Source organism: Bradyrhizobium sp. ORS 278 (genome assembly GCF_000026145.1).
Taxonomy (GTDB): domain Bacteria; phylum Pseudomonadota; class Alphaproteobacteria; order Rhizobiales; family Xanthobacteraceae; genus Bradyrhizobium.
On sequence record NC_009445.1, the window covers coordinates 3,836,280 to 3,862,043 of the forward strand.

Genomic DNA, 25,764 nt, shown 5'->3' on the forward strand with positions numbered 1-25,764 from the left:
CGCCTACCAGTGTCCGGTGTTCGGCATCGACAGCCACGGCTCGGCCGGCGCCTTCGGCTCGCCCTTCTGCAACAGCTCTATCGAGTGCAGGTCGGGCGAGCGCACGAACGCCATGTTGCCGTCGCGCGGCGGCCGGTTGATGGTGACGCCGAGCTTCATCAGGCGATCGCAGGTGGCGTAGATGTCGTCGACCTCATAGGCGAGATGGCCGAAGAAGCGGTCCTCGCCGTATTTTTCCTCGTCCCAATTGTAGGTCAGCTCGACCAGCGGTGCTCCGCGCGTCGGCGGCAGGCTCTTCAGCAGGTGTTCATCCTCGGGTGCGCAAAGAAACACCAGCGTGAAGCGGCCCTTGTCGTTGTCGATCCGGCGCACCTCCTTGAGGCCGAGCGCATCGGAATAGAATTTGAGCGCGACGTCGAGATTGCGCACGCGCAGCATGGTGTGGAGATAACGCATCGTTCCTTGTCTCCCTGAGCTTGAAGCGGATGTTCAACGGCCGCCTGCGGACGGCGATCCATAGCAGCATTCGGCAGGCTTGCGCAGCTTGCCGCGATGCCGGCTCGCGCGGAATTGTGGGGTGCGGGACGATCTGCCGAGAGTGGGCGGAGCGATCCTGCGGCCCGTTCGGAGGTCGGCGAATCGCTGTTTTCAGCCGTGATTCGCAGCGTGAACGAAGCGCAGCATTGCGGGCTGATACGGGCTTTTCAGTGCGTTTTGCCAGTCATGTGCGGCCAAAATCACGCAGGATCGTCGAAAATGCCTGGAAATATAGGGGAAAATGAATCGCATGCTCCATTCGATGGGCATCGCAGCTTGACTTCTCCGCGCTCCATTGGAATTTTGGCGCCGCTGTGGGTGCTTCGGGGCCCCTTGAAATGCAGGAGAATCCCGAAAATCGCGGGGTGTACCACCACCAGACGACTGAAGTCCCGGCTGTGCAATGCAGCCAGAAAACCCCGACCAGTCTGCGCAGCAATGCGCTGATAGCCGCGCAGTCGTCACGTCAATCACCGGTAACAATCATAAGGAGACACGATGGCTACCCAACTCTCGAAGTCGCAACTCATCGAGAAGATCGCGACCACCACCGAGCTGTCCAAGCGTGACGTCAAGAACGTCATGGAGACGCTCACCGATGTCGGCCACAAGGAGCTGAAGAAGAACGGCGTGTTCCTGGTGCCGGGCTTCGCGAAGTTCGTCGTCGTCAAGAAGGCGGCCGTCAAGGCGCGCAAGGGTACGAACCCCTTCACCGGTGAAGAGATGATGTTCAAGGCCAAGCCGGCCCGCAAGATCGTGCGCGCCCGCCCGGTCAAGGCCGCCAAGGACGCGGTGGCCTGATCCAGCTTCGGCAGGTTGATGGTTTGCGAGGGCCCCCTGCAAAGGGGGCCTTTTCGTTTGATGGGGGACGGCCACGTGTTGGCGCTTTACAGCCGCTGAAACGACAGCAGCGCCAGCACGACGGAATATCTTCGTCGCGTGGCGCCACCCTCGATGACTGGGCCCTGAAATTCCCAGTACTGATGTGTCTGGAGGAGCCGCCCAAAGGTTCAAGCCGACGTGCAACGATTTGCCTGGGGCTGAGATGGCGCACGCGCCGACTTGAGGGGGCCTCGAGCAGAGCAGGCCCAAGGGCCCAAGACCCGTTTTGGAGGTATGAGGAAAAGTCAGGTTTTATTGCGCAGCAAGCCGTTGACCAGGCTGCTCTCCGGTCGGCGAGGCAGGCTGTGGATAGGCTGCGAACAGGCTGTGGAAAAAGCGGCGCCTCGCTCCGTCGCGGGTCTCAGGCTTCGGTCGCGTCATCCCGGCAGCCGTCCGGCGCGGAGCCGACGCCGTGATGGCGGGATGCGATCACGACGAACCCGCCGTAACCGATGATGTTGACCAGAAGTTCGAACCAGGAAGCCATCGCCATTCCACCAAGACGACCATGAACGCATGGTCCCCCCGGTTGGTTCCCGCAGCTCCGGCATCCCACGGAGCTGCAACCAATCCCGCGGTGTCTGCGTTGTTTGGACGCATCGGAATTGGAGGACACCAACCATGAGAAAGACACTGGCTGTTCTGGCGACCGCAGGCGCTGTCGCCGTCACGGCGTTGGCGGCGCCCGCGCCGGCTCAGGCGCGCGGCATCGGACCAGGTCTCGCCTTCGGACTCGCCGCGGGTGCGCTCACTGCGGGCGCGATCGCGGCGTCGCATCCCTACTATTACGGTCCGGACTACGGCTATGCCTATGGCCCGCGCTACGTCTATGCCCCCGGCCCATACGCTTATTACGGCGGCCCCTACTATCATCGCTACCACCGCTGGCACCATCACTGGTAAGCGCGAGCGCCGGTGAAGTCATCAGGAGCCCGGGCGGCATCGCGCCCGGGCTCTTTTCATGTTGAGCTGCAGATCGGACTATTCCGCGGCCTCGCCCCGCTGGGCCTTGCGCCAAGCCTGGCGCGCGAATTCCTCGCGCTCGCGGGCGAACTTCTCCTGGGTCGACTTGAATCGCGCCAGTCGTGCCGTGATCTCGGCGCGCTCCTGCGTCCGCCGGTCGTCCTGCGTCTCGTCGTGTCCCACGGATCCTCACTGCTCCGGTTGCCATCCGGCGAGTCCAGCCATGAGACGCGTGACAAACTTCCTGGCGAATCGCTGACGCGATGAGGCTGTCCGATTGCGGCGCGATTGCGGAAGCTCTTGCTTGTGAAGATCGGGGGCTGTGCGAGCTGGGGACAGCAGAAGAGACGTGTGGCCTGGGTCGTCAGCCGAGCGAGGTTACGTCACGGACTCGTTCTGCTTGCAGGACCGGTTCCTGCTGATGCTCAATAGACGCACCTACGAGCCGCGGCGATGCCGTTACCGGTATGATAGAGAGCGGCTGTTACGCCGCGCGTGAAACTTTGGGGTGCTGTCGATGATCGCTTCCAACTTGCAGGATGGCGTCAACCGCCTGGGCGACATGATCGCAGCCGCGCGCGTCATTGTGCCGTTTACCGGCGCCGGCATCTCGACGGAAGCCGGCATTCCCGATTTCCGCTCGCCGGGAGGACTATGGACGCGCAACCGGCCGATCGACTTCGAGGAGTTCGTCGCCAGTCAGGATGCGCGCGACGAGGCGTGGCGGCGGCGCTTCGCAATGCAGGAGACGTTTGCCGCGGCGCGTCCCAGCCGCGGTCATCACGCGCTGGTCTCGCTCTATCGCGCCGGGAAGATACCGGCCGTCATCACCCAGAACATCGACAATCTGCATCAGGACTCCGGCTTTGCCGCCGAGCACGTCATCGAGCTGCACGGTAACACCACCTATGCACGCTGCATCGGATGTGGGCAGCGCTATGAGCTCGCCTGGGTGCGCGAGCGCTTCGCGCGTAACGGTGCGCCGGATTGTCCGGAGTGCGCCGAGCCGGTGAAGACGGCGACGGTTTCGTTCGGTCAGGCCATGCCGGAGAACGAAATGCAACGCGCGGCCGAGCTCGCGCAGCATTGCGACCTTTTCATCGCGATCGGCTCATCGCTGGTTGTATGGCCGGCGGCGGGCTTTCCGTTGATGGCAAAGCAGGCGGGTGCGCGACTCGTGATCATCAACCGGGAACCGACCGATCAGGACGACGTTGCCGACCTCGTTATTCACGACGAGATCGGCGAAGTACTCGGATCGTTCGTCCGTAATTGAACGGAAATTGATGCATTTTTGTCGGTAAGTCTGTTCATATGCCTCACTGAATCCGATTTTTGTCTATGCGCGGCACGAGGGAATGTTATCTTCGATTCGAGAGATTCGCGTGGCTCGTCGAGGGTATAGACGGTGAGCACGCGCAGGGCGCCGTTGCAGGGGTGGCGGCTCACAATTCATCTGTGAGGTCCGGGGTTATGGGGTCGGACGGATTTGAGTCCAAGAAGCTTGGAGTACCGGTCGCTGGTGTAACTACACCAAACCGGCTCGGGGCAGACTATCAGGTCGGTGTCGCGCGCGACTCGGCGATCGACGCGCTGACCGGTCTTGGCGAGAACCTCGTCGAAATCAGCGGCGTCATCAAATGGTTCGACGCCTCGAAGGGATACGGCTTCATCGTTCCCGACAACGGCTGGCCCGACGTGCTGCTGCACGTCACGGTGCTGAGACGCGATGGCTACCAGACCGCCTATGAAGGCGCTCGGCTGGTGGTCGAGTGCGTCCAGCGCGCCAAGGGCTACCAGGCCTTCCGCATCGTCTCGATGGACGAGTCGACCGCGATCCATCCGGCGCAGATGCTGCCGCCGCGCACCCATGTGACGGTGACGCCGACCAGCGGCCTTGAGCGCGCGCAGGTCAAGTGGTTCAACCGCCTTCGCGGCTTCGGCTTCGTCACCTGCGGCGAGGGCACGCCGGACATCTTCGTCCACATGGAGACCCTGCGCCGGTTCGGCATGACCGAGCTGCGGCCCGGCCAATGGGTGCTGGTCCGCTATGGGCCGGGCTCCAAGGGCATGATGGCGGCCGAGATCCATCCCGAGACCGGCTCACCGGCGCTGTCCTCGCACTGACGGGGATCCCGGAGCGAAACGCAAGCAGAGCCCCGGATCCGGGGCTTTGTCGTTTTCTGGTGCCTTCCTCATGCTGATGCCCGGCCGTGGGAGGGGCTTTTTGGTCCTTTCTACCTGCCAGGCTGAGGGCTTTCAGCAAGCGACAGGAGCCGTCGGGACGGCCCACGGCCTTGCTGCTGGCGCCGTGACCGTGTAGTGACGTGGTCTTCGCGGGACCATGGTCCCCAGGGAAGATATCGGGGTATAGCGCAGCCTGGTAGCGCGGCAGTTTTGGGTACTGCAGGTCGTTGGTTCGAATCCAGCTGCCCCGACCACCCCCCATCATCTGATGGACTTTAGGCCGAACGCTGCGGGTGGACGTCGAGCAGACGCGATCGTCGCGGCCTGCCTCCAGATCGAATCGAAGACACCAGATGTAAGCGCACAGCGGCGTGTGCCGCCGCGGCGTATAGGCCGATGCCTGTCTGGCAAGGAACGGCTTCAATGAAAAAGTTCGGATGCTCCCGCAGCGGCAAGACCCGGGAGCATCCGAAGTGGTGCGGGTGAATCCGGGGAAGGAACATCCGCCAGCCCGCACATCATCCAAATTGCGATCGCGCGTCTTTGCGGTAAATCAAATCGACGACCTGGGTCTGACGCCGCGGCATGAGCAAAGATTGCTGCTTTAATCCTGGCTATGATCGCCAGCCGGGCGTGGCAAGCGCAGAGTCACGGCGTCGCCTGAAACCGAGCCGGCCGCTCGAGGCGGCCGGTTGGCAATGATTGCGAGAGTGAAAGCCCGCGACAGCCGTCTTGATCTGCCGCCGCCGTCCCGGGCAGGCGTCAGCCGGCGGTGCCCGTCGCGACGCGGGGCGGGGCCATCTTGAAGTGCTGCTTGGCATAGGCGACGATCTGGCGATCGGTCGGATGGTCCGCCGCCTCGACCGCGACGACGCGCTTGCCGACCGCGGGATGCTTGTCGTGCAGGTATTTGGCGAGTTCGGTCTTGGCGCTGGCCGGGCCGATGATCAGGATCTCGCCGGCATCGTTGAGCGCGCTCGCGATCTGCTCGAGGAAATGCTTGTCCGGAGCCGCATGGCCGCTGCCGATCGCGTTGGCCTTATGATGCAGGTGCTTGGTCTGCAGGTGCGGATGCAGCGTCACCTCGTCGGCGCCCGTCAGCCCGATGTGAAACAGCTTGGCTTCACTGTGATCGAGCCACACGACGGCATGGAAATGGGTCGGCATGATCTGGTCCTTGTCAGCAAATCGCCGCAACGGCGGCGTGCGCGTTCGCATGAGAAGCGCGCGCCGCGCCACGCGGCACCTTGTGCTGAGAACCATAGCGAGGCCGGCTCAGGCCGGGCTTGATGCAGGTCAACGGGCAAGGCGCCTTGCGAGCGCCTCGCCAGGGGCGGGCTCACGCCGTCGCGGCCGGTTTCGGTGCGGCCGGCTTTGGCAGCGGCTTGTCCTGCCGCTTCGACCACGAGATGTAATAGGCCACCGTGGTCATGATGGCGATCCCGGCTGCGCTGACCAGGACCTGCGCCAGCAGCGAGCCAGAGCTCAGCATCAGGGTGAAGTGGCCGATGAAGGACAGGAACACGCCGACGCAGAACACGGCCAGTGACTGCTGGCCGCAGACCACGAGCGGATCAAAGCCCTTCCACTCCAGGCCTGACCACTCCTTCGGCACGAAGCGGATCACCAGAATGACGATGACGACGAAGTGCAGGAAACGATAGGGCGCCAGGTTGGTCTTGTCGTTCGGATTGAACGCCGAAAACAGCCAATGCGGAAACATCGCCCCGAAGTCGGGGAAGCGGCCGGCCATGGTCATCACCAGCGCGAACAGCATATAGGCAAGACAGAAGTAGAGCGTCGCCGGCGCCATGATAATGCCCATCGACCGTCGTGCGCCGCCCAGCGCGCACCACGAGCCGAACACGAACAGCACCTGCCAGCAATACGGATTGAAGTACCAGGTGCCGGCCGGATAGGCGGCGAAATTCCACCCCATCTGCCGCGCGAGGAGCCACAGCACGATCGACGCGATCATCGTCAGGTCGGGCTGGCGCAGCATCATCCACAGCACCGGCGGGAAGAACCCCATCAGCACGATGTAGAGCGGCAGCACGTCCAGATTCACCGGCTTGAACTTCAGGATCAGGCCCTGCGCCAAGGTGTCGCTGGCGTGGTCCACCAGGCCCGCGACGTTGAACTCGTCGATGATCTCGGAGACGCCGAAGCGGGTCGCGAGATAGCTGATCGCCACGATGTAGATGACGAACAGAACGATGTGGGCGACGTAGAGCTGCCACACCCGCTTGAACAAGCGTGTGGCGCCGACGATGAAGCCGCGGTCGATCATCATGCGGGCGTACACGAAGGAGGCGGTGTAGCCGGAGATGAAGACGAACAGGTCGGCGGCGTCGCTGAAGCCGTAATTCCGGGTCGTGATCCAGTTCACGACGTTGTCGGGGATGTGGTCGAGGAAGATCGCCCAGTTGGCGATCCCGCGAAACAGGTCGAGCCGCAGGTCGCGCCCTCTCTCGGGCAGCGTGGCATTGATTTTCATGGCCGCTTCAACGCACTGTTTTGAATGGAAAACGTCCGGGGAGCAGGAAGGCGCCGTGGCAGTCGAGCGAGATTGTCACGGGACGGCAGAATGACTATACGAGGCACGATAGACGGTCATGTCCAGGATGGGAATCACCGTTCCGTGCTGACGGGTTTCGTGTACCCCATCCCGGCCGTTTCCGCCAAACGCATGACGAACCGCTGCTCCGAGAGGCTCTTCCGGCCATGACCGCACGCATTTTCAAGCCTGCCAAGAACGCGATGCAATCAGGCAAGGCCAAGACCCGGGATTGGCAGCTGGATTACGAGCCGGAGCAGCCGCGCTCGGTCGAGCCGCTGATGGGCTGGACCTCCTCCTCGGACATGAAGCAGCAGGTCACCCTGCGCTTCGACAGCAAGGAAGAGGCGATTGCCTATTGCGAGCGCAAGGGCATTCCTTACCAGGTGATCGAGCCGAAGGAGCCGGTGAAACGCCAGGTTGCCTACGCCGACAACTTCTCGTTCCGCCGCGGCGAGCCTTGGACGCACTGATTCTTGGACGCACTAAACCTTCGACGCTTTGATCTGGACGAGCTGATCAGACGCGACGCTCTACTCCGGCGCGCCGTCGTCCGGTATCGGCAGCAGTCCGTCCTTTGACTGGCCGAGCGACGGGAAGCTTCTGATGGTGCGGACGCCGGGCAGGGCGGCAAATTGTCGGAGCTGCCGGCTCATGCCCTCGACCCCCGTCGACACGCATTTCAGCAGGAAGTCAGCGTCGCCGGACAGCCGCCAGCATTGCTGGACCCACGGCAACGGCTTGATCGCCCCCTCGAAAGCCCCCAGGGCCGCCTGGGTCTGGCTGTCGAGCTGAATCGTCACGAACGAGACCACCTCATAGCCCAGCGCCCGTTCGTCGATGGTGGCCCGGATCGCCTTGATCACGCCGCTGCCGCGCAGCGCGCGCACCCGGCGCAGGCAGTTCGGCTGCGAGATGCCGACGCGGTCGGCGAGCTCGTTGATGCGGATGCGGCCGTCGGCCTGGAGCTCCGCCAGGATCCTGCGGTCGATGACGTCGACGTCGGGCCGCTCCGCCATCGCCGCTAGACCTGTGCGTCGGCCGGACCGCCGGCGCCGTTCGGTCGCGAGGTCACGCGGTGCGGCATGACGCCGGACAGCACGAGCTTCTCATGCGCGGCGATGATGGCGTCCTTCGTGAGGCGACCGCCGGGGCGATACCAGCTGCACAACCCCGTCAGAAGCGCGATGATTGCGAAGGTCGCGACCTGGACGTCGTCGACGTCGAATACGCCCTGCGCCACGCCATCGGCGAGAATCTCCGCCAGCCGCCGCTCATAGGCGCCGCGCAGCGCCACCACCGCCTGATAGTTGCGCGGCTCGAGGCTGCGCAGCTCGGAATTGGCGATGAAGACTTCGCGCTTGCGGGTCATGTGATAGCTGACATGAAAGGCGACGAACGCCCTGAGACGCTCGACGGGGCCCTCCTTGTCGTGCAACGCCTGCTCCAGCTCGCTGAGCAGATCGTTGATATGGTCCTGGATCAGCTCGGAGAGCAGCTCCTGCTTGGTGCTGATGTGATTATAAAGGGAGCCAGGCTGGATGCCGACCTCGGCCGCGAGCTGACGCAGGCTCATCGCCTCGTAGCCATGCTCGAAGATCAGCCGCAGGCCGGCCTTGCGGATGGCCTCCATCGTCGTCGGACCATGCGACCCGATCGTGCGCGCCATGCTAACCTCGCCGGACTGGCCGGAACGCGCCGCCGGAGGCGACAGGCGACGCGCGCTCGTTGTCTGAGTACAAAAACACTCGTCTTCTCAACAGGGTCAAGCTTAGCCCCGACTCTACAACAATCCGCTTGAGAATAGAATTTAAAAACGTATGATCGTTTAATTCGAGAACGACGGACGGCGCGAAGAAGCCGCCGGGGACGGGAGGACAGCATGACGGCAGAGATGGTACACCCGCCCGTGACGCGGCCTCCCGGGCCGCGGCCGGTCTGAAGCTTGCTCTCACGGCTTTTCCTCGGGCCCAAGCAACGAAGACGCCGATCATGACGCTTCATTCGACGATCGATCCTTCATCCGCGGATTTCGCGCGCAACGCCGAGTCCATGCGCGCACTCGTCGCGGACCTCAAGACCAAGCTGGCGCAGGTCGCCGAAGGCGGCGGCGAGGCGTCGCGCAAACGGCATCTGTCGCGCGGCAAGATGCTGGCACGGCAGCGGGTCGACCTGCTGCTCGATCCCGGCACCGCGTTTCTGGAGCTGTCGCCGCTGGCGGCGCACGGACTGTATGGCGGCGATGTTCACTCGGCGAGCATTGTCACCGGCATCGGCCGTATCGCGGGCCGTGAGTGCGTCATCGTCGCCAATGACGCGACCATCAAGGGCGGCACCTACTACCCGATGACGGTGAAGAAGCATCTGCGCGCCCAGGACATCGCGCGGCAGAACAATCTGCCCTGCGTCTACATGGTCGATTCTGGCGGCGCCTTCCTGCCGCTGCAGGACGAGATCTTTCCCGACGAGCGGCATTTCGGCCGCATCTTCTACAACCAGGCGCAGATGTCGGCCATTGGAATCCCGCAGATCGCGGTCGTGATGGGCTCGTGCACGGCCGGCGGCGCCTATGTGCCGGCGATGTCGGACGAGAGCATCATCGTGCGCAATCAGGGCACGATCTTCCTCGGGGGGCCGCCGCTGGTGAAGGCGGCGACCGGCGAGGTCGTCAGCGCCGAGGAGCTCGGCGGCGCCGATGTGCATTCGCGACAGTCGGGCGTCACCGATCACTACGCGCAGAACGACGCACATGCGATCGGCATCGCGCGCCGCGTCGTCGGCACGTTGAAGCCGCCGGGCGCGCGCACCGTGCTGAACATGCGCGCCGTCCGCGAGCCGCGTTATGCCGCGGAGGAGATCTATGGGGTGGTGCCAGCAGACGGCCGCAAGCCGTTCGACGTCCGCGACATCATTGCGCGTGTGGTCGACGGCTCGGAGTTCGACGAATTCAAGAAGCTCTACGGCCAGACGCTGGTGTGCGGCTTCGCCCACATCTTCGGCTACCCCGTCGGCATCATCGCTAATAATGGCATCCTGTTCAGCGAGAGCTCGTTGAAGGGCGCGCACTTCATCGAGCTGTGCTGCCAGCGCAACATTCCGCTGGTGTTCCTGCAGAACATCACCGGCTTCATGGTCGGCAAGAAATATGAGGCCGGCGGCATCGCGCGCGACGGCGCCAAGCTGGTGACCGCGGTGGCGACCGCCTCTGTGCCGAAATTCACCGTCGTGATCGGCGGCTCCTATGGCGCCGGCAATTACGGCATGTGCGGCCGCGCCTACGCGCCGCGCTTCCTCTGGATGTGGCCAAATGCGCGCATCTCGGTCATGGGCGGCGAGCAGGCCGCGATGGTGCTGAGCCAGGTCCGCCGCGACGGCATCGAGGCCAAGGGTGAGAGCTGGCCGGCGGAAGAGGAAGAGAAATTCCGCGCGCCCATCCGCGAGCAATACGAGGCGCAGGGCAATCCATACTATGCGACCGCGCGGCTTTGGGATGACGGCGTGATCGATCCCGCCGACACCCGCCTCGTGCTCGGGCTCGGATTATCTGCCGCCGCCAATGCCCCGGTCGAGCCGACCAAGTTCGGCCTGTTCAGGATGTGATCATGGCTCGTCCCGGATTGTATCGCCGTTTCCGCAAGCTCCTGATCGCCAACCGTGGAGAGATCGCCGTGCGCGTCATCCGTACCGCGCGCGCGATGGGATTGAAGACCGTCGCGGTCCATTCGGAGGCGGACCGCAATGCGCTTCACGTCGCGTTGGCCGACGAGGCCGTGCTGCTCGGGCCGGCGCGCGCCCGCGATTCCTATCTCAATATCGAGCGGCTGATCGAGGCCGCGAAGGCGACCGGCGCCGAGGCTGTCCATCCCGGTTACGGCTTCCTGTCCGAAAGCGCCGAGTTCGCGCAGGCCTGTCTCGATGCGGGGCTGGTGTTCGTCGGTCCGACCGCGGCGATGATCACCGCGATGGGCTCGAAGTCCGGCTCCAAATTCCTGATGGAGCAGGCCGGCGTGCCGCTGGTGCCTGGCTATCACGGCGAGGCGCAGGACGAGGCGACCCTCGCCAATGAAGCGGCACGGATCGGCTATCCCGTGCTGATCAAGGCCTCCGCCGGCGGCGGTGGCCGCGGCATGCGCGTAGTCAATGCGGCCGGCGATCTAGCAGACGCCGTCATCAGCGCCAAACGCGAGGCCAAGGCAGCCTTCGGCGACGACCGCGTGCTGATCGAGAAATTCGTCCAGAATCCGCGCCACATCGAGGTGCAGATCATCGGCGATAGCCATGGCAATCTGGTGTCGCTGTTCGAGCGCGAATGCACACTGCAGCGCCGGCACCAAAAGGTGATCGAGGAGGCGCCGTCGCCGACCTTGTCGCCAGCGCAACGCGAGACGGTCTGCGCGGCCGCACGCCGCGCGGCGGGGGCCGTGAACTATGTCGGCGCCGGCACGATCGAGTTCGTCTCCGACGGGCGCGACGTGTTCTTCATCGAGATGAACACGCGCCTGCAGGTCGAGCATCCCGTCACCGAGCTGATCACCGGCGTCGATCTCGTCGAATGGCAGCTCCGCGTCGCGTTCGGCGAGCAGTTGCCGCTGAAGCAGGGCCAGATCGAGCTCAATGGTCACGCCATCGAGGCGCGGGTTTATGCCGAGAATCCCGCTAAGAACTTCATGCCCTCGGTCGGCACCATCACGACCTGGCGGACGCCGGCGGAGACCGGTGGCCTGCGCATCGATGCCGGCTATCGCGAACGCGATGCCGTCTCGCCTTACTACGACGCGATGCTCGCGAAGATGATCGCCTGGGCGCCGACCCGCGAGGTCGCGATCGAGCGGCTCAATCGCGGCCTGGAGGACACCGACGTCCGTGGCATCGTCAGCAACATCCCGTTCCTATCAGCGCTGCTGACGCATCCGGACGTCCAGGCAAATGCGATCGATACCGGCTTCATCGAGCGCCATCTGTCGCTGCTGACGCAGTCGGGCGCAGTTGCCGGCGATGTCGAACTGTGCGCCGCAGTGGCGGCTATCCTGATCGATGAGCAGATGGCGGCAGCGAACGAGCAGGGCTCGCCGTGGCGATCGTCCGGCTGGATGCCGGTGGGCTTGCGGCAGCGGGTGTTCTCGTTCCGCCAGGGCGTGGGGGCAGAACCGCAGACAGTGACGCTGGCTTATGGTCCGGACGTACAGACAGTGACGATCGAGGATCGTGTGACGTCGTTTGCGGCCAATCCGACCGAGAATGGTGGCTTCGACCTTGTGCGCGACGGCATCAAGTCCCATGTGGTGGCCGTCATCGAGGGTCACGAGCTGTATCTGCGCACCCGCAACGGCCGGTTTGATCTACACTGGATCGATCCGTTCGGCGGGGACGATGAGGAGCAAGGGGGCGAGGACAAGATCGTCGCTCCGTTGCCCGGCACCGTGGTAGCTTTGTTAGCGCAGGAAGGCGCCGTTCTGGAGAAGGGAGCTGCGATCCTCACACTCGAAGTGATGAAGATGGAGCAGACCCTGCGCGCGCCATTCGCGGGGGTGCTCAAGGCGATCAAGTGCAAGGTCGGCGACATCGTGCAGGAAGGCGTCGAACTGGCGGAAGTCGAACCCTCCGCCTGATCCTCCAACTCATAGAGGTCAGCATGAGCGAGAGCGTGCGCATCATCGAAATGGGCCCGCGCGACGGCCTGCAGAACGAGAAGACGTCCGTCAGTGTCGCCGACCGCATCGCCTTCGTCCGCGCGCTGGTCGACGCCGGCCTGACCACCGTCGAGGTCGGCGCCTTCGTCTCGCCCAAGGCGATCCCGCAGATGGTGGGGTCCGACGAGGTGATGCGCAGCGTCGCCGCGCTGCCCGGCGAGTTCCACGTCCTCGTGCCCAACGTGAAGGGCTACGAGGCCGCGCATGCCGCGGGTGCCAAGGTGATCTCGGTGTTCACTGCCGCCTCCGAGAGCTTTTCCCGCGCCAACATCAACTGTTCGATCGAAGAGTCGCTGGAGCGGTTCAAGCCGGTGGTGGCGCACGCGAAGACCGACGGCATCAAGGTGCGCGGCTACGTCTCCTGCGTGCTCGGCTGTCCCTATGAGGGCGAGATCAAGCCGCAAGCGGTGGCCGATGTCGCCAAGGCGCTGTGGAACCTCGGCTGCTACGAGGTGTCGCTGGGCGACACGATCGGCGTCGGCACGCCCGTGAAGGCCAAGCAGATGCTGCGCGCGGTCTGCGACGACGTGCCGGTGTCGCATCTGGCGATGCACTTTCACGACACCTATGGCCAGGCGCTCGCCAACCTCTATGCCGGGATGGAGGAGGGCGTTCGCGTCATCGATGCCGCCGCCGGTGGCCTTGGCGGCTGTCCGTTTGCACCGGGCGCGACCGGCAATGTCGCGACCGAGGATGTCGTCTACATGCTCGAGGGCATGGGCATCCGGACCGGCGTCGACATGACCGGACTCCTGGCAGCCACCAATGAGATCAGCCGGCTGATCGGGCGTCCGCCGGTCAGCCGCGTCGCCGCGGCGCTGAATGCGAAGAACAGGCGAGTAGCGAATGGCGAGTAGCGAATAGGGGCCTGCCCCCTCGCCAATCTATTCGCTACTCCCTATTCGCCATTCGCCAGCCGTGTCAGCGGCTCAGATCCGGTCCCATCACGAGGTTCGGCAGGCCGGTCGAGATCTGGGGAACGAAGCAGAGCAGCAGAACCGCGGCCATCATCAGGAGCACGAATGGTAGCGTGCCCCAGATCACGTCGCGCAGCGGGATGTCCGGCGCGACGTTGCGGATGACGAAGATGTTCAGCCCCACCGGCGGGTGGATCAGGCCCATCTCCATTACGATCGTCATGACGACGCCGAACCAGATGATGTCGAAATTCGCCGCCCGCAGCGGCGGCAGGATGATCGGGGCGGTCATCAGGATGATCGAGACCGGCGGCAGGAAGAAGCCGAGCACGACCACCATCAGCAGGATCGCGAACAGCAGCTCCCAGCGCGGCAGGTGCATCGCCACGATCGACTCGGCAACCGACTGGGAGATGTGCAGATAGCTCATCACATAGGAGTAGAGCAGCGACATGCCGATGATCAGCATCAGCATCGTCGATTCCCGCAGCGTCGCCCGCATGATCGGCGCCAGATCGCTCGGGGTCCACACCCGGTAGATGATCGCGATCAGCACCAACGCCAGTATGCCGCCGAGGCCCGCCGTCTCCGACGGCGTGGCGAAGCCGCCATACAGCGCGACCATCACGCCGGTCAGCAGCAGCACGAAGGGAATCACGCGCGGCAGCACCGAGAAGCGCTGCGCCATGGTGAAATCGTCCTTGGTCAGGATGTCCGACCAGGCGCCCGACTTCTCATAGGCGGCCTTGGCTTGCGCGTATTCCTGACGGAAGCGCACCACGGCGTAAACGCCGAACAGCGTGACCAGCAGCAGGCCCGGGCCGATGCCGGCGAGGAACAGCCGTCCGAGCGACTTCTCGGCCGCGATCGCGAACAGGATCATCGTGATCGACGGCGGCAGGAGGATGCCGAGCGTGCCGCCGGCGGCGATGATGCCAGCCGCGAAGCCGCCGGAATAGCCGCGCTTGCGCATCTCGGGAATGCCGGCGGAGCCGATCGCCGAGCAGGTTGCCGGCGACGATCCGGCCATCGCCGCGAACAGAGCGCAGGCGAACACATTGGCGACGCCAAGACCGCCGGGCACACGGTGCAGCCACGCATGCAGCGCCGAGTACAGATCCTGGCCGGCGCGCGAGCGGCCGATCGCTGCGCCCTTGAGGATGAACAGCGGGATCGACAGCAGCGTGATCGACGCCATCTCCTCGTAGACATTCTGCGTCACCGTATCGAGCGAGGCGGTTGGCATGTAGATCGCCATGAACACCACGGCGACCGCGCCGAGCGCGAACGCGATCGGCATGCCCGCGAACATCGCAAACAGGGTGGACAGCCCGTAAGCGATTCCAATTCCAAATACGCTCATCGACGCGCTCCGGAGAGCGGCGACAGGATCTGCAGCAGCATCTGAATACACAGCAGGGTCATGCCGGCAGCCATCAAGCCGTAGGGAATGGCGAGCGGCGGCGACCACATCGAGTTGGACACCTGACCGTCCTCGAACGCCTCATGGGTGAGGGTCCAGGACTTCCAGGTGAAGAAGGCGCAGAACAAGAAGCTGGCAACGTCGACCAGCCAGAGCCGGATTCGGTTCGCCGTCGGCGACATCAGGCCGACGAAGGCCTCGATGCTGACATGGCCACGATGCTCCTGCACATAGGCGGTGGTCATGAAGGTGGCGCCGACGAGGAGGAACACGGCCGCTTCATCCTGCCAGTAATTGGCGGCCTTGAAGAGCGCACGGCCCGCGACGCTGTAGCTGAGGATGACGCAGGCCGCGATCAGAGCGATCGCGGCGAACACCACGATGATGCTGTTGAGCGCGGAGATCACACGCTGAACCGGCGCCAGCGGTCCGCTGGCGCCGGTGGTCGGCGTGGCCTCACTGTCGGAGACGGGTACGTGCATCAATCAGGCCGCGACATCGGAGGCGAGCTTGAGGAGCTTCGCGCAATTCGCAGACTTTCCGCCATAGTCCTTCCAGGCGGTGTCTCGGGCAATGTCTCGCCATTTGTTGACGATCTCGACATCGAGCTCCACCACCTTGGCGCCGGCCTTTTCGTAGACCTTGGCGACCTCGATGTCGTCCTCCTGTGCGCCCTTGCGTCCGAACGCCTCCATCTCCGCGCCGACCGTCATCAGGATGTCCTGCTGGTTCTTCGGCAACTTGTCGAACGAGGCCTTCGACATCATCAGCGGCTCGAGCATGAACCAGTACGACGCCTTGGCGCCGGAGGTCAGCGCCTTGGCCACCTCCTCGAGACGGAACGAGATCAGGCTGGTCGACGAGGTGAGGCCGGCGTCGCAGGCGCCGGTCTGCATCGCGGTATAGATTTCATTGGATGGCACGGAGAGCACGGACGCGCCCGCGGTCTGCAGCACCATGTCCATCTCGCGCGAGCCGCCGCGCACCTTCATGCCCTTGGCATCGTCTGGGGTCAGCAACGGACGCGAGCGGCTGGCGACGCCGCCCGCCTGCCAGACCCAGGTGAGCAGGATGATGCCCTTGTCTGCGAGGAAGTCGCTCAGCGCCTTGCCGACCGGCTCGTTCTTCCAGCGCATGCCCTGGTCGTAGGTGGTCACGAGTCCCGGCATCAGTCCGATGTTGGTCTCCGGAAGCTCGCCGCCAGCGTAGGGCATCGGATACAGACTGATGTCGAGCGCGCCTTTCCGCATCGCCGAAAACTGTGCCACCGTCTTGATCAGTGACGAGTTGGGATAGATCTCGGCGGCAATCTCGCCGCCTGAGCGCTTGGACACTTCCTCGGCGAACACCCGGCACAGCCGGTCGCGGAAGTCGCCCTTGTCGATGGTCCCACCGGGGAACTGGTGGGAGATTTTCAGCGTCGTTGCCGCATGGGCCGTGCCGGTTCCGAACCGCAGAATGGCAGGCGCAGCAAGCGCGGAGGCGATGACGTGACGGCGTGAAAGCATGAGATTTCCCCTGGACAACTCTGGGTTGGGTTCCCGACCCTGGTTCGCTGGCATTATCGATACGAGCCAATCTGCCGGGTTACCTCTAGCCGAACTCGACAGTCCGTTCGAGGTGAAATGCAAGAGAAGCGGCATATTGCTGCAACGCAACTGTCACGATCTGAATCCCTTGCGGCGGTTGTACTAACATCGGTCTGCCGGGGCGAAATTGTGTCGACCGTTCAAACACCGCAGAACACGATTCAAATTTGATCGACAAAAATTATTTCGCTGGTCCGTAACAACGGAGCTGTACGCAGCGTCGAGATCAGGGAGCGGCGCATTGATCGCCGTCCAACCCCGCACCTCGAAGGAGCGATCACCATGACGTCTCGCAACCGCCTTATCCTCGCTTTGTCCGCCGCCGCTCTCGCCTTCAACGTCGCCGCCGCGCCAGTCGCGTTCGCGGAGGACAAGATGAGCAAGGACGGGATGAAGAAAGACGCGATGTCCCACGACGGGATGAAGAAGGACACGATGGCCAAAGACGGCATGAAGAAGGACGATGCCATGTCCAAGGACGGCATGAAGAAGGACGACGGCATGATGAAGAAGAACTGAGCCGCATCGCTCGCAGCAATGCCGGGTCCATGAGGCTTACATCGGATCCTCGCGACATCGGGAGGCGCCATGGCGGGCAACCGGCCATGGCGCCGCTCCATCACTTCTTCTTGCCGCGCGCCTTGCGGGCGGCGTAACGCGCGTCGCGCTTGGCCTTCTGCTCGGCTTCGAGCTCGGCGGCGCGGGCGGCCGCTTCTTCCGCCTCACGGGCGAGCCGTGCCGTCTCAGCGGCCTTGGCCTCCTCCTCGATTCGCTTCTGCTCGGCCTTCGCAGCCTCACGCTCGAGTCGCTGCTGCTCGCGGCGCGCCGCCGCCGCCTCGCGCTCCTGCCGTCGCTTCACGACCTCGGGATCGTCAGGCCCGGGCTGCGACTTGAATTTCTGCAGGATGCTCTGTCGGGCCTGCTGCGCGGCCTTCTGCCGATCGGCAAATCCGGGTTCCTTGAATCCTCTCATGGAAACGTCGTCACTTCGCTACTGGTGTGGTTTGGGTATGGTTTGATCGGCGTGGTTCGGTCAGGGGCGGCATCTGCCGCCAAGCCATTCCTCCACGGTGTCGTGAACACGAGCGAAGGCTGACGCGAGGCCGTGTGTATAGGATCGCATGCGTCGATGACAAATGCTTTATCGACAGTCCTCCACATCGCGCCCGCCGGGCGCTTGCATGCTTTGTAGCGATCGCTATGTAAGCATCCCCGTCGTGTCGGCGAAGGTCGGCCGGTTGTGAAATTTATCACACCCCACGGGCGTTGGCGCACCATCCGGGTGCGACATCCAAGGGAGTTTACCGGCATGGCCTCTGTATTTTGGGGGCGCGGGCGCATGTTGCTCGCCGTCGCTCTTTTTGCTTTCCTCGTCAGTGCCGGTGTGATGACGGCCGTGTTCGCCCGGCCCATCCCCGTTGCGCCCGGTGTGTTGGGTGTCGAATGGGAATGCGCGCAGATGTTCTGGGTGACGAGCTGCACGCGTTTGACGCCGTTGACGCCGGCCGCGCGTCAGCATCACGGGCCGCATGGCGAGGCGGCCGACCTGCGCTCCGCCTAGGCTCGGCATGGCATGAGCGCACAGGACAGCGGTGGCGGACGGGGCGGCGCGATCGCGGCGCTGGTGTTCGCGGCGGTCATGGTCGGCTTCGGCCTGTGGCTGGCTCACAGCCTGACGGCGGCGAGCAAGATGCAGGATTGCCTCATGTCGGGCCGCAGCAACTGCAACGTCATTGCGCCGGAGCGCTGACGGTCCTCGCAGCGGCGAATCAGCGCGATTTCCGCGTATCCTGTTGTTCGCGCAGGGAACCGGCCGCAAAATCGTCTGGATTTTAACGGCCTGTCGCGAAGATTGTGGAATTGGTGGTCGCGTTCGGCAGATGATCGAGCGAGCGCTCGGCGCGCCACGGTGTTGGCCTGGACGGAACCACTGCGGATGATTGGCCAGCGAGGGGTAGGCAGCATGACGTCGTTCGATGACACCAGATCTCCACGCCGATCCTGGCTGGCGGCTGCAGCGATCCTGGCTGCTGTGGCATTGCCGAGCGCCGGCTATGCCCAGGGGCCAGGGCAGGGGCTGGACCAGGGTGGCCCGGGCCATCCGCCGCAGGGCCGCCCGCCGAGTGTCATTCGTCAGGGGCAGGGCGGCCAGCCCGCCGGTCAGCCTCAGGCACAACAGGCGCCGCGCCAGCAAGGCCCCATGGTCGGACAGCCCAGTGGACCTCCGCCGCGCGCCGCCATGCAGCCTCAGATACCGCCCCAGGGGCGTCCGCCGGCGCCGGTGGCGCAACAGGGCCGGCCGCCCGGCGTGGCGTATGATCGCGGCCATGGCTATCCCGCCGGGTCCGGACCCGCGGCCGTGGGACGCGGGCCGGATGTGCGCTTCGCCCGGGGCGCCATCGGTGTTCGCGACTATGGCGGCCAGCCCTATCGCGGCCGGGTCGGCTGGGAAGGCGGCCGCTGGCGTCACGAGGTTCACAATGGACGGCCCGGCTGGTGGTGGGATGTCGGCGGCGTCTGGTATTATTATCCTGAGCCGATGGAGGGCCCGCCGACCTACGTGTCCGATGATTACGCCGACGATGTCGTCTATGCGCCGGCCACGGCGTATGAGGCGCCACCGCCGCCGGTCGCCTATGAGCCCGCGCCGCCGCCCTCCGATCCCGATCCCGCGGCAAGCGCGCTGGGTGGCGCCATCATCGGGGGTGTGCTCGGCGGCATCCTGACCGGGAAGGCGGGAGGCGCAGCCGCTGGCGCCGTGCTCGGCGGAGCCACGGGAGCGATCGCCGGCGCCACCGCCGCGTCGCGGCCGGGTTATTACCTGTCGCAAGGCAATTGCTATTATCGCTATCCGTCGGGCGAGTATGTCGCGGTCGATTCACGCTCCTGCTACTGAGCCGATGCTGCTCTCCGTCACTCTGCGTCGCGCCCTGAACCTGGACGACGTGCGCGCGACTGATGACTGAGGCGGATCCGATTCCGGCCCGCCCGGACCTCCGCAAAGGTCCGGAGCGGGACTTGCACCGAATCCTGTTAGGCTTTGCTTCAAGGTGAGGTGAGAGTTTCCGGAACGATGGCCAAGGCGTCCAAGCTGGTTGCCGCCAAGGGCGGCAGGGTTCTCCTGGTCCGGCGTCGCATCGACGGCCGCTGGATGTTTCCGGGCGGCCGCAAGCGGTCGCGCGAAACCGAAAAGGACTGTCTCAAACGCGAGATCAAGGAGGAGCTGCCGAAGCTCAAGCTCGGCCGGCTTCGCCTCTGGAAGGAAGTCACCACCAAGAACAAGCGCTCCGGGCGCAGGATGAGCGATGCGATCTTCATCGCCAAGCATGCCAAGGGACGGCTCGAGATCGGCGACAAGAAGGAGATCGATCGGGCGGTGTGGCAGAAGCCCTACGGCCTGAGCCTCACGCCGACCTCGCGCTACATCCGCGACCGTCTGTTCCCGCGCAAGGCGGACTGACCTTCCGGATCGTCGGGAACGCCTCGCGATCTCCGGCGTTATCTGGTCATGACTTACGAGAGCACAGCCAGACCGCCACGCGTCCTCACGCCTGAAGAGCGTCGGGCGCGCGATGCCATGCGCAGGGCCGATGCCGAGCAGGCCATGCGCGAGCACGAGGAGGCCCAGCGGGCCTTTTACAAGAACCGCGAGAGACTGCGTGCCGAACGTCTGGCACGCGAAGCCGCCGACAAGCAAGGCTGAGCCGGAACGACTCAGCCGGCTGCGCGCGTGCGGAAGGCGTTCGCCATGCGCAGGAACGCCCGATCGAGCAGGTCGTACATGTCGCCGGTGATGTCGCAATCGAACATCGCCCTGCGCATGCACGTCATCCACTCGTCGCGTTCGGCATCGCCGATCGGATACGGGCGGTGCGCGGACATGATGCAGCGGTGTTCGGCACGCTCGAAATAGAGCGGCGGACCACCCAGCCATCCGCTCAGGAACTCGAACAGCATTTGCCGGATCGGACCGAGATCGGCATCGTGCATGGCGCGGATGCGGCGCGCATCCGGCTCGTCGTCCATGATCGCATAGAAGCGATCCGCGAGGCGTCGCACGCCTTCTTCTCCGCCGATCAGCTCGTAGGGCGTCGCCTCGACTGCCACTACTTCGCTGGAATGCTCCGCTGCCGTCATCGCATCTCGTTTCCGTTCGTCCCGCAGCCAACAGGCCGCGCGCGCCCCTCGCCTTGATCTGCGTCAAAGGCGACGAGGCGATGGCTGGGACAGGGCGGAGCCGCGGATGTTCGTAACGAGCGCGCGGGGGCGCTAGCGCATATTGTTGGCTTTGACGAAGCGCTGGCGGTCGGTGTCGGCTGCGATCTGGCGCAGCGTCTGGCGCAGCAGCGCGAGATCGACGGGCTTGGAGAATGGCGGGTAGACGTTGAGGCCGAGGATCTTTCCGGCCCGCACCGTGACGTCGCGGGTCTGGTCGTCGGAGCCGCTGATGATCAAGATGGGCGTCCGCGATTTCATGTCGGCGAGCAGCTGCAGCACCTCGGTGCCCGACCGTTCGCCGAGGTTCAGGTCGAGGGTGATGCACTCGAAATTGCGCCGGCGCAGCACGTTCATGGCGCCGTCCACCGAGTTCACGCCGGTGGTCGCAAAGCCCGCTTGCACCGCGATCTTGCGCAGGATCGACAGATGAACGTCGGCATCTTCGATCACGAGAAGTTCGTTCAGCATGGTCCCCGCGCGGCTGTGTGTCGGCTTCTGATGGGCGCTGGGAGCTTAAGAGTCGGTTTCTGAGTTCCACGTAAATTTTCAATCCCGTAGAATTACGGAAGATTCTGCACGGCATCGTGTGTTGTTGGGTGAGGCGGCGAACACTCCCCCGGCAATCGATCTGTCGCGATGCGACCGCCCCGGATCGGTGTCGTCCCGGCCAGCGGCGATAGGGGCGCGCCAGGTTGTGACCGCACCCTGCGCCGAGACGTGAGCAATCGTCATCGCAGCGCCTCCGGCGCCCGAGCTTTGCGGGTCGGCTCGCCCTCGACAACAGAGGGCGCGGGGAATGCCGGGTGAAGGCCTCACCCATGGCCCGCCTGCAGCAAGAAAAGCAGGCGGCAGTCACCACAGGTTCAGCCGGTTCGACCCGGCATTCCCCGCACGATGGTCTTCACGCTTATACGCGATCTCCCCGGTGTCCGGCCTGGTAGCCACCGTCGCCCAAGGGGTCATCATCCCCCTAAGACTTGGCGCCAGCTTCGGGGCGCCAGGACCACGCGATTTCACGTCCGCCGACTGTCGTTCGTCCGCACAGCGTACTGTGCTGCGACAGGCCGGCGGCCACCGCATCCCGCGCCCAACGTCCGTGACGATCGCGATCCGCCCCTCTCGAGGAGCACGGGACGACCGCAGTAGGCCCCAGTTTTTGAAAAAACGAAAGCCCATTTTTTCTGTGATGGGACCGGACAAGGGTGATGTCCATGAGACGCCAGCGAAAACCGCCGTTCCGGCGCAGCGCGCTTTGTTAGTTCACGGCCGCCGGCTGCGGGCAGGCAGCCGCTCTCGTCGACCCGCCGGGCAAATCACTTGCGACGGGGCCGGCGATCGATGGCGCCCGGCTCCTATCAAGCTGCTCAATACATCAAATCAAAACGATCAATTTTACGAATGTTCCGAATTCGCGCATCAATCGCCGGATCGGTCGGGCGCGGGCGCGCCGCCGGCCGGTCGATAGGGCAAGCTCGTTTCAAGAGAAAGCGCGCCGCCGAGAGGGGGGAATATGGGACGAGGACTGAAGCAGTCCGCTCTGATGGCATTGGTGCTGGCCGGTATGCTCCAGGGAGCGCGGGCTGCAGAGAACGGGACGACCAACTATCCGGCGGGATCACCCGGCGTGTTCATCGGCACCATGCCGCCGATCCCCGGCCTGTTTGCGATCAGCCAGACCAGCTACACCAGCGCCAACGGGCTGTATGACGGGCAGGGCAACAAGCTGCCGATCAATTTCAAGCTGTCGTCGGTGTCGGAGACCATGCGATTCCTGGCCAGCTATCCCGGCGAATTCTTCGGGGCGCACGTCTACTCGCAGCTCGTCGTCCCCTTCGTCCACCTCGAAAGCTCCAATCCTGCCGGATCTTTCCAGGCCAACGGGCTTGCGAACATTACCTTCTCGCCCGTCATCCTGCGCTGGGCCTTGTCGCCCGCTCAGAGCGTGACGGTGGGGCTCGACCTCATGCCGAATACCGGTACCTATTCGGCGCGGCAGCCGCTGAACGTCGGTACCAACTACACGACCATCTCGCCGGTGGTCGCCTATCGCTATGCCGATCCGAAGGGGTTCGAGTTCGCCGTCTCGCCGCGTCTCTTGCTCAACACCACAAATACGGACTCTGTCAACGCGTTCACGCAACTGGGCCAGCAATATCGCAGCGGCGACGCGCTGGTAGTCGACTTCAACGCCGGCTACAACATTGGCGCGTGGAAGCTCGGCGTGGTCGGCGGCTACACGCATCAATATCAGGACGACAAGATCAACGGCGTCAAGGCATTCAATCTGGCGGGCGTCCAGGACGGCAATCGTCTCAAGTCGCTGAATCTCGGCCCGTCGCTGAGCTATGACGGCGGAGCCTTTCAGATCAATGTGAACTATCAGCACACATTCCATGTCGAGAACGGCAGCCGCAGCGATACGGTCTGGGCGAACCTGGCGTTCCCGATCTGGGTGCCGGCACCCCCGCCGGGCGCCGGACCGGGCAAGCGCTGAGCCGCGCTGCAAGTCCCGACATTCGAGACGTGCGAATGGCCGGCGCCTTGCGCCGGCCGTTCGTCATGACAGGTACGGGATGTCGATCACGGCAACTCGGCGACGACCTCGCGCATCAGGTTGCGCAGCCACAGCAGGCCGGCATCGTTGGAGCGATAGCGGTGCCACTGCACGCGCTGGCGCAACACCGGGAGCTTGATGGGCAGCTCGATGATGCGGATCGGCAGGCTGCGCTGGGCGGCGACAGCGAGCTTGCGGTGCACGGTGGCGATGCGGTCCGTCCCGGCGATGAGATGAGGGATCGCAGTGAAGGCGTAGACCGAGATGTCCTCGCGGCGGCTGGTGTCGCGCTGCTCCAGGTAATGGGTTTCGAGCGACTGCGCGGCGATCGCGGGCCGCATCACGACATGGGACGCGCTGGCGAAATCCTGCCGTGACAGCTTGACCTTGCCGTACTTCCCCTTGCTCCAGGCGATGACGCAGAAATCGTCCTCGAAGATGACTTCGGACGGATGCAGCTTCGAGCTGAACTCCTCGGGAATGATCAAGAGGTCGACATCGCCGCGCTCGAGCGCGCGCTCCGGCCGCTGCACCTGCTGCAGGAAATCGAAGCGGATTCCGGGGGCGAGGGCTTCGCTGCGCGCCAGCAGCCGCGGGATCAGCGTCACCAGCGTGTAGTCCGAGGCCAGGATCTTGAAGCAGCGGTCGGATTGCGCCGGGTCGAACTCCGAGGATGCGGCGATCGCCCAGTCGACCCGCACGAGAAGGTCCCTGATCGAGTCCTTGAGCACCTCCGCCCGCGGCGTGAGCTCCATCTTCCGGCCGATCTTCACCAGCAGTTCGTCGTCGAAATAGGTGCGCAGGCGGAGCAGGGCGTTGCTCATCGCCGACTGCGTCATGTTCATGCGCGCGGCCGCGCCGCTGACGCTGCGCAGGTGCAGCAGATGGTCGAGCGCGACCAGCAGATTGAGATCGAACTTGTTGTTGAACCGCATCGGCCGCCTCGCGGGAGGTATTTAGAGGATCAATGCCACCGATCTTGATAATCAATTTTTCGAAATGGTCAAACGGCGCTACTCCAGATCCCGGGAAGAAACCTCAAGGGGACGCGCGGCCGGTCTGCGCGTCGCGAGTGCAGCATGTTCAAATATTTTCCGACCAACTACGTCTGGAATCTGTCGGTCGATCTGGCGATCGAGATGGGCGCCAGGATCGGCGAGATCGAGGAGATGTGCGCGCCGTTGCAGGACGCGGCACGGCAGCCCGACGCCAGCGGCACCCGGGCGTTTCGCGAGACCTGGGCGCGGATGGCGGACAAGCTCTGCGAGCTTGCCGCCGAGGATGAGGCGAAGGGCCGGCTGCTCTCGGCCGGCGAAAAGTATGGCCGCGCTGCGAGCTATCTCATGACCTGCGAGCGTCTGCAGGCGCATGACGCGCCAGGCCGGCTGGCGCTATACCGCAAGTGCCTCGACACCTTCGCCAAGGCAATTGCGCTGGCGCGGGAGAACTGCGAGCGCGTCGAGATCCGCTATGAAGGCAGCCACATCGCGGGCCTCCTGGTGCGCGCGGAAGGCTGTGATGGACCGGCGCCGCTGCTGGTGCAGGTCAACGGCTTGGACTCGACCAAGGAGATGAAATACCGCGTCGGCCTGCCGGCGTGGCTGGCCAAGCGCGGCGTGGCATCGCTGGTCATCGATCAGCCCGGCTCGGGCGAGGCGCTGCGGCTGCAGGGCCTCACCGCGCGCTACGACAGCGAGCACTGGGCCTCGCGCGTCGTCGACTGGCTGGAGACGCGCAGCGACGTCGATCCCAGGCGCATCGGCCTCGAGGGAGTATCGCTCGGCGGCTATTACTGCCCGCGCGCCGTGGCGTTCGAGCCGCGCTTCGCCTGCGGCGTCGCCTGGGGCGCCAATCATGACTGGCGCGACGTGCAGAAGAAGCGCCTGCAGAAGGAAGGCAACTTCCCGGTCCCGCACTACTGGGCGCATGTGCGCTGGGTGTGGGGTGCGCGGGATCAGGACGATTTCATGCGGATCGCCGAGCGGGTTCACCTCGACGGTATCCTCGACCGCATCAAGGTGCCGTTCCTGGTGACGCATGGCGCCAAGGACTCGCAGATCCCGCTGCATTGGGCGGAGCGGACCTTTGAGCAGCTGGTCAATTCGCCGAAGCGCGAGCTGAAGATCTTCACCGATCGCGAAGGCGGCGCGCAGCATGCGAGCTTCGACAACAGCATCAACGCCGGCCACTACATCGCGGATTGGGTGGCCGAGACCTTGAACGCGAGACCTTGAACGGAAGGGTCGC

30 protein-coding genes and 1 tRNA gene are annotated in these 25,764 nt (G+C 64.5%); 17 read left to right on the forward strand and 14 right to left on the reverse strand.

Annotated features, from left to right (window positions below; translation table 11 throughout):
* Positions 1-3: 3 nt before the first annotated feature.
* Positions 4-456, reverse strand: a complete 453-nt coding sequence (locus BRADO_RS17130) for a VOC family protein (RefSeq protein ID WP_009031298.1) — start codon at positions 454-456, stop codon at positions 4-6.
* A gap of 579 nt (positions 457-1,035) precedes the next feature.
* Here BRADO_RS17130 and BRADO_RS17135 point away from each other — a divergent pair.
* Positions 1,036-1,338 carry an HU family DNA-binding protein gene (locus BRADO_RS17135; protein WP_011926587.1) on the forward strand — a complete coding sequence of 101 codons (303 nt, stop codon included), beginning with the start codon at positions 1,036-1,038 and terminating at the stop codon, positions 1,336-1,338.
* Positions 1,339-1,780: 442 nt separating this feature from the next.
* Here BRADO_RS17135 and BRADO_RS35885 read toward each other — a convergent pair whose 3' ends face one another.
* Positions 1,781-1,906 carry a hypothetical protein gene (locus BRADO_RS35885; RefSeq protein WP_256374558.1) on the reverse strand — a complete coding sequence of 42 codons (126 nt, stop codon included), beginning with the start codon at positions 1,904-1,906 and terminating at the stop codon, positions 1,781-1,783.
* Positions 1,907-2,040: 134 nt separating this feature from the next.
* Here BRADO_RS35885 and BRADO_RS17140 point away from each other — a divergent pair, with 134 nt between their 5' ends.
* Positions 2,041-2,322, forward strand: a complete 282-nt coding sequence (locus BRADO_RS17140; protein WP_011926588.1) for a hypothetical protein — start codon at positions 2,041-2,043, stop codon at positions 2,320-2,322.
* A 78-nt stretch (positions 2,323-2,400) separates the two neighbouring features.
* Here BRADO_RS17140 and BRADO_RS35435 read toward each other — a convergent pair whose 3' ends face one another.
* Positions 2,401-2,565: a hypothetical protein gene (locus tag BRADO_RS35435; RefSeq protein ID WP_011926589.1), complete on the reverse strand. Its 165-nt coding sequence runs from the start codon at positions 2,563-2,565 to the stop codon at positions 2,401-2,403.
* A 334-nt stretch (positions 2,566-2,899) separates the two neighbouring features.
* On the opposite strand from BRADO_RS35435, the gene BRADO_RS17145 reads away from it, so the two are divergent.
* From BRADO_RS17145 to BRADO_RS17155, 3 genes are all read left to right on the forward strand, one after another.
* Positions 2,900-3,658 (forward strand): Sir2 family NAD-dependent protein deacetylase, encoded by a 759-nt coding sequence (locus BRADO_RS17145; protein WP_041757571.1) that lies wholly within the window; start codon positions 2,900-2,902, stop codon positions 3,656-3,658.
* A 197-nt stretch (positions 3,659-3,855) separates the two neighbouring features.
* Positions 3,856-4,509 (forward strand): cold-shock protein, encoded by a 654-nt coding sequence (locus BRADO_RS17150; RefSeq protein ID WP_011926591.1) that lies wholly within the window; start codon positions 3,856-3,858, stop codon positions 4,507-4,509.
* Between the two features lie 237 nt (positions 4,510-4,746).
* A tRNA-Pro gene (locus tag BRADO_RS17155) sits at positions 4,747-4,823 on the forward strand.
* Between the two features lie 508 nt (positions 4,824-5,331).
* On the opposite strand, the gene BRADO_RS17160 is transcribed toward BRADO_RS17155, so the two are convergent.
* Together BRADO_RS17160 and BRADO_RS17165 are read right to left on the reverse strand one after the other, a co-directional pair.
* The gene (locus BRADO_RS17160) at positions 5,332-5,736 is read right to left on the reverse strand and encodes a hypothetical protein (protein ID WP_011926592.1); all 405 of its coding nucleotides are present in this window, start codon (positions 5,734-5,736) and stop codon (positions 5,332-5,334) included.
* A 172-nt stretch (positions 5,737-5,908) separates the two neighbouring features.
* A complete protein-coding gene (locus BRADO_RS17165; protein WP_011926593.1) occupies positions 5,909-7,066 on the reverse strand; it encodes an OpgC domain-containing protein in 1,158 nt (385 codons plus the stop codon).
* Positions 7,067-7,293: 227 nt separating this feature from the next.
* On the opposite strand from BRADO_RS17165, the gene BRADO_RS17170 reads away from it, so the two are divergent.
* Positions 7,294-7,599 (forward strand): ETC complex I subunit, encoded by a 306-nt coding sequence (locus BRADO_RS17170; RefSeq protein WP_009031292.1) that lies wholly within the window; start codon positions 7,294-7,296, stop codon positions 7,597-7,599.
* A 60-nt stretch (positions 7,600-7,659) separates the two neighbouring features.
* Here the strand turns inward: BRADO_RS17170 and BRADO_RS17175 are convergent, their stop codons facing one another.
* Positions 7,660-8,145, reverse strand: a complete 486-nt coding sequence (locus BRADO_RS17175) for an Lrp/AsnC family transcriptional regulator (RefSeq protein ID WP_011926594.1) — start codon at positions 8,143-8,145, stop codon at positions 7,660-7,662.
* A gap of 5 nt (positions 8,146-8,150) precedes the next feature.
* Positions 8,151-8,795: a TetR/AcrR family transcriptional regulator gene (locus BRADO_RS17180; protein ID WP_011926595.1), complete on the reverse strand. Its 645-nt coding sequence runs from the start codon at positions 8,793-8,795 to the stop codon at positions 8,151-8,153.
* 323 nt (positions 8,796-9,118) lie between these two features.
* Here BRADO_RS17180 and BRADO_RS17185 point away from each other — a divergent pair, with 323 nt between their 5' ends.
* Genes BRADO_RS17185 through BRADO_RS17195 form a run of 3 tightly spaced genes read left to right on the forward strand, consistent with a single transcriptional unit; the run spans position 9,119 to position 13,673 of the window.
* Positions 9,119-10,726 carry a carboxyl transferase domain-containing protein gene (locus BRADO_RS17185; RefSeq protein WP_011926596.1) on the forward strand — a complete coding sequence of 536 codons (1,608 nt, stop codon included), beginning with the start codon at positions 9,119-9,121 and terminating at the stop codon, positions 10,724-10,726.
* Positions 10,727-10,728: 2 nt separating this feature from the next.
* Positions 10,729-12,735, forward strand: coding sequence for an acetyl/propionyl/methylcrotonyl-CoA carboxylase subunit alpha (locus BRADO_RS17190; protein ID WP_041756629.1), 2,007 nt, complete (start codon positions 10,729-10,731; stop codon positions 12,733-12,735).
* 23 nt (positions 12,736-12,758) lie between these two features.
* Positions 12,759-13,673 carry a hydroxymethylglutaryl-CoA lyase gene (locus BRADO_RS17195; protein WP_011926598.1) on the forward strand — a complete coding sequence of 305 codons (915 nt, stop codon included), beginning with the start codon at positions 12,759-12,761 and terminating at the stop codon, positions 13,671-13,673.
* 64 nt (positions 13,674-13,737) lie between these two features.
* On the opposite strand, the gene BRADO_RS17200 is transcribed toward BRADO_RS17195, so the two are convergent.
* Genes BRADO_RS17200 through dctP form a run of 3 tightly spaced genes read right to left on the reverse strand, consistent with a single transcriptional unit; the run spans position 13,738 to position 16,664 of the window.
* A complete protein-coding gene (locus BRADO_RS17200) occupies positions 13,738-15,096 on the reverse strand; it encodes a TRAP transporter large permease (RefSeq protein WP_011926599.1) in 1,359 nt (452 codons plus the stop codon).
* The gene (locus BRADO_RS17205; protein ID WP_041756631.1) at positions 15,093-15,638 is read right to left on the reverse strand and encodes a TRAP transporter small permease; all 546 of its coding nucleotides are present in this window, start codon (positions 15,636-15,638) and stop codon (positions 15,093-15,095) included. Before BRADO_RS17205 ends, BRADO_RS17200 begins: the two co-directional genes overlap by 4 nt.
* 3 nt (positions 15,639-15,641) lie before the next feature.
* Entirely contained in the window at positions 15,642-16,664 is a 1,023-nt protein-coding gene (gene dctP / locus BRADO_RS17210; protein WP_011926601.1) for a TRAP transporter substrate-binding protein DctP, read from the reverse strand.
* 363 nt (positions 16,665-17,027) lie between these two features.
* On the opposite strand from dctP, the gene BRADO_RS17215 reads away from it, so the two are divergent.
* Positions 17,028-17,264 (forward strand): pentapeptide MXKDX repeat protein, encoded by a 237-nt coding sequence (locus BRADO_RS17215; RefSeq protein ID WP_011926602.1) that lies wholly within the window; start codon positions 17,028-17,030, stop codon positions 17,262-17,264.
* A gap of 100 nt (positions 17,265-17,364) precedes the next feature.
* On the opposite strand, the gene BRADO_RS17220 is transcribed toward BRADO_RS17215, so the two are convergent.
* Positions 17,365-17,718 carry a DUF6481 family protein gene (locus BRADO_RS17220; protein WP_011926603.1) on the reverse strand — a complete coding sequence of 118 codons (354 nt, stop codon included), beginning with the start codon at positions 17,716-17,718 and terminating at the stop codon, positions 17,365-17,367.
* A gap of 366 nt (positions 17,719-18,084) precedes the next feature.
* Between BRADO_RS17220 and BRADO_RS17225 the strand changes: the two genes are divergently transcribed.
* From BRADO_RS17225 to BRADO_RS17240, 5 genes are all read left to right on the forward strand, one after another.
* Complete coding sequence (locus tag BRADO_RS17225; RefSeq protein WP_244422835.1) at positions 18,085-18,306, forward strand: hypothetical protein; 222 nt, start codon at positions 18,085-18,087, stop codon at positions 18,304-18,306.
* A 12-nt stretch (positions 18,307-18,318) separates the two neighbouring features.
* Positions 18,319-18,495 (forward strand): hypothetical protein, encoded by a 177-nt coding sequence (locus tag BRADO_RS35440; RefSeq protein ID WP_011926605.1) that lies wholly within the window; start codon positions 18,319-18,321, stop codon positions 18,493-18,495.
* 213 nt (positions 18,496-18,708) lie between these two features.
* A complete protein-coding gene (locus BRADO_RS17230) occupies positions 18,709-19,641 on the forward strand; it encodes a hypothetical protein (protein ID WP_244422836.1) in 933 nt (310 codons plus the stop codon).
* Positions 19,642-19,818: 177 nt separating this feature from the next.
* On the forward strand, positions 19,819-20,205 hold the full coding sequence (locus BRADO_RS17235; protein ID WP_011926607.1) for an NUDIX hydrolase: 387 nt from the start codon (positions 19,819-19,821) through the stop codon (positions 20,203-20,205).
* Positions 20,206-20,253: 48 nt separating this feature from the next.
* On the forward strand, positions 20,254-20,448 hold the full coding sequence (locus BRADO_RS17240) for a hypothetical protein (RefSeq protein ID WP_011926608.1): 195 nt from the start codon (positions 20,254-20,256) through the stop codon (positions 20,446-20,448).
* A gap of 11 nt (positions 20,449-20,459) precedes the next feature.
* Here BRADO_RS17240 and BRADO_RS17245 read toward each other — a convergent pair whose 3' ends face one another.
* Complete coding sequence (locus BRADO_RS17245; RefSeq protein ID WP_011926609.1) at positions 20,460-20,882, reverse strand: group II truncated hemoglobin; 423 nt, start codon at positions 20,880-20,882, stop codon at positions 20,460-20,462.
* A 132-nt stretch (positions 20,883-21,014) separates the two neighbouring features.
* On the reverse strand, positions 21,015-21,431 hold the full coding sequence (locus BRADO_RS17250) for a response regulator (RefSeq protein ID WP_011926610.1): 417 nt from the start codon (positions 21,429-21,431) through the stop codon (positions 21,015-21,017).
* 1,042 nt (positions 21,432-22,473) lie between these two features.
* Here BRADO_RS17250 and BRADO_RS17255 point away from each other — a divergent pair.
* Entirely contained in the window at positions 22,474-23,457 is a 984-nt protein-coding gene (locus BRADO_RS17255; protein WP_011926611.1) for a transporter, read from the forward strand.
* 86 nt (positions 23,458-23,543) lie between these two features.
* Here the strand turns inward: BRADO_RS17255 and BRADO_RS17260 are convergent, their stop codons facing one another.
* Entirely contained in the window at positions 23,544-24,452 is a 909-nt protein-coding gene (locus tag BRADO_RS17260; RefSeq protein WP_011926612.1) for a LysR family transcriptional regulator, read from the reverse strand.
* 144 nt (positions 24,453-24,596) lie between these two features.
* Here BRADO_RS17260 and BRADO_RS17265 point away from each other — a divergent pair, with 144 nt between their 5' ends.
* Positions 24,597-25,751 carry a S9 family peptidase gene (locus BRADO_RS17265; RefSeq protein ID WP_011926613.1) on the forward strand — a complete coding sequence of 385 codons (1,155 nt, stop codon included), beginning with the start codon at positions 24,597-24,599 and terminating at the stop codon, positions 25,749-25,751.
* Positions 25,752-25,764: the final 13 nt, after the last annotated feature.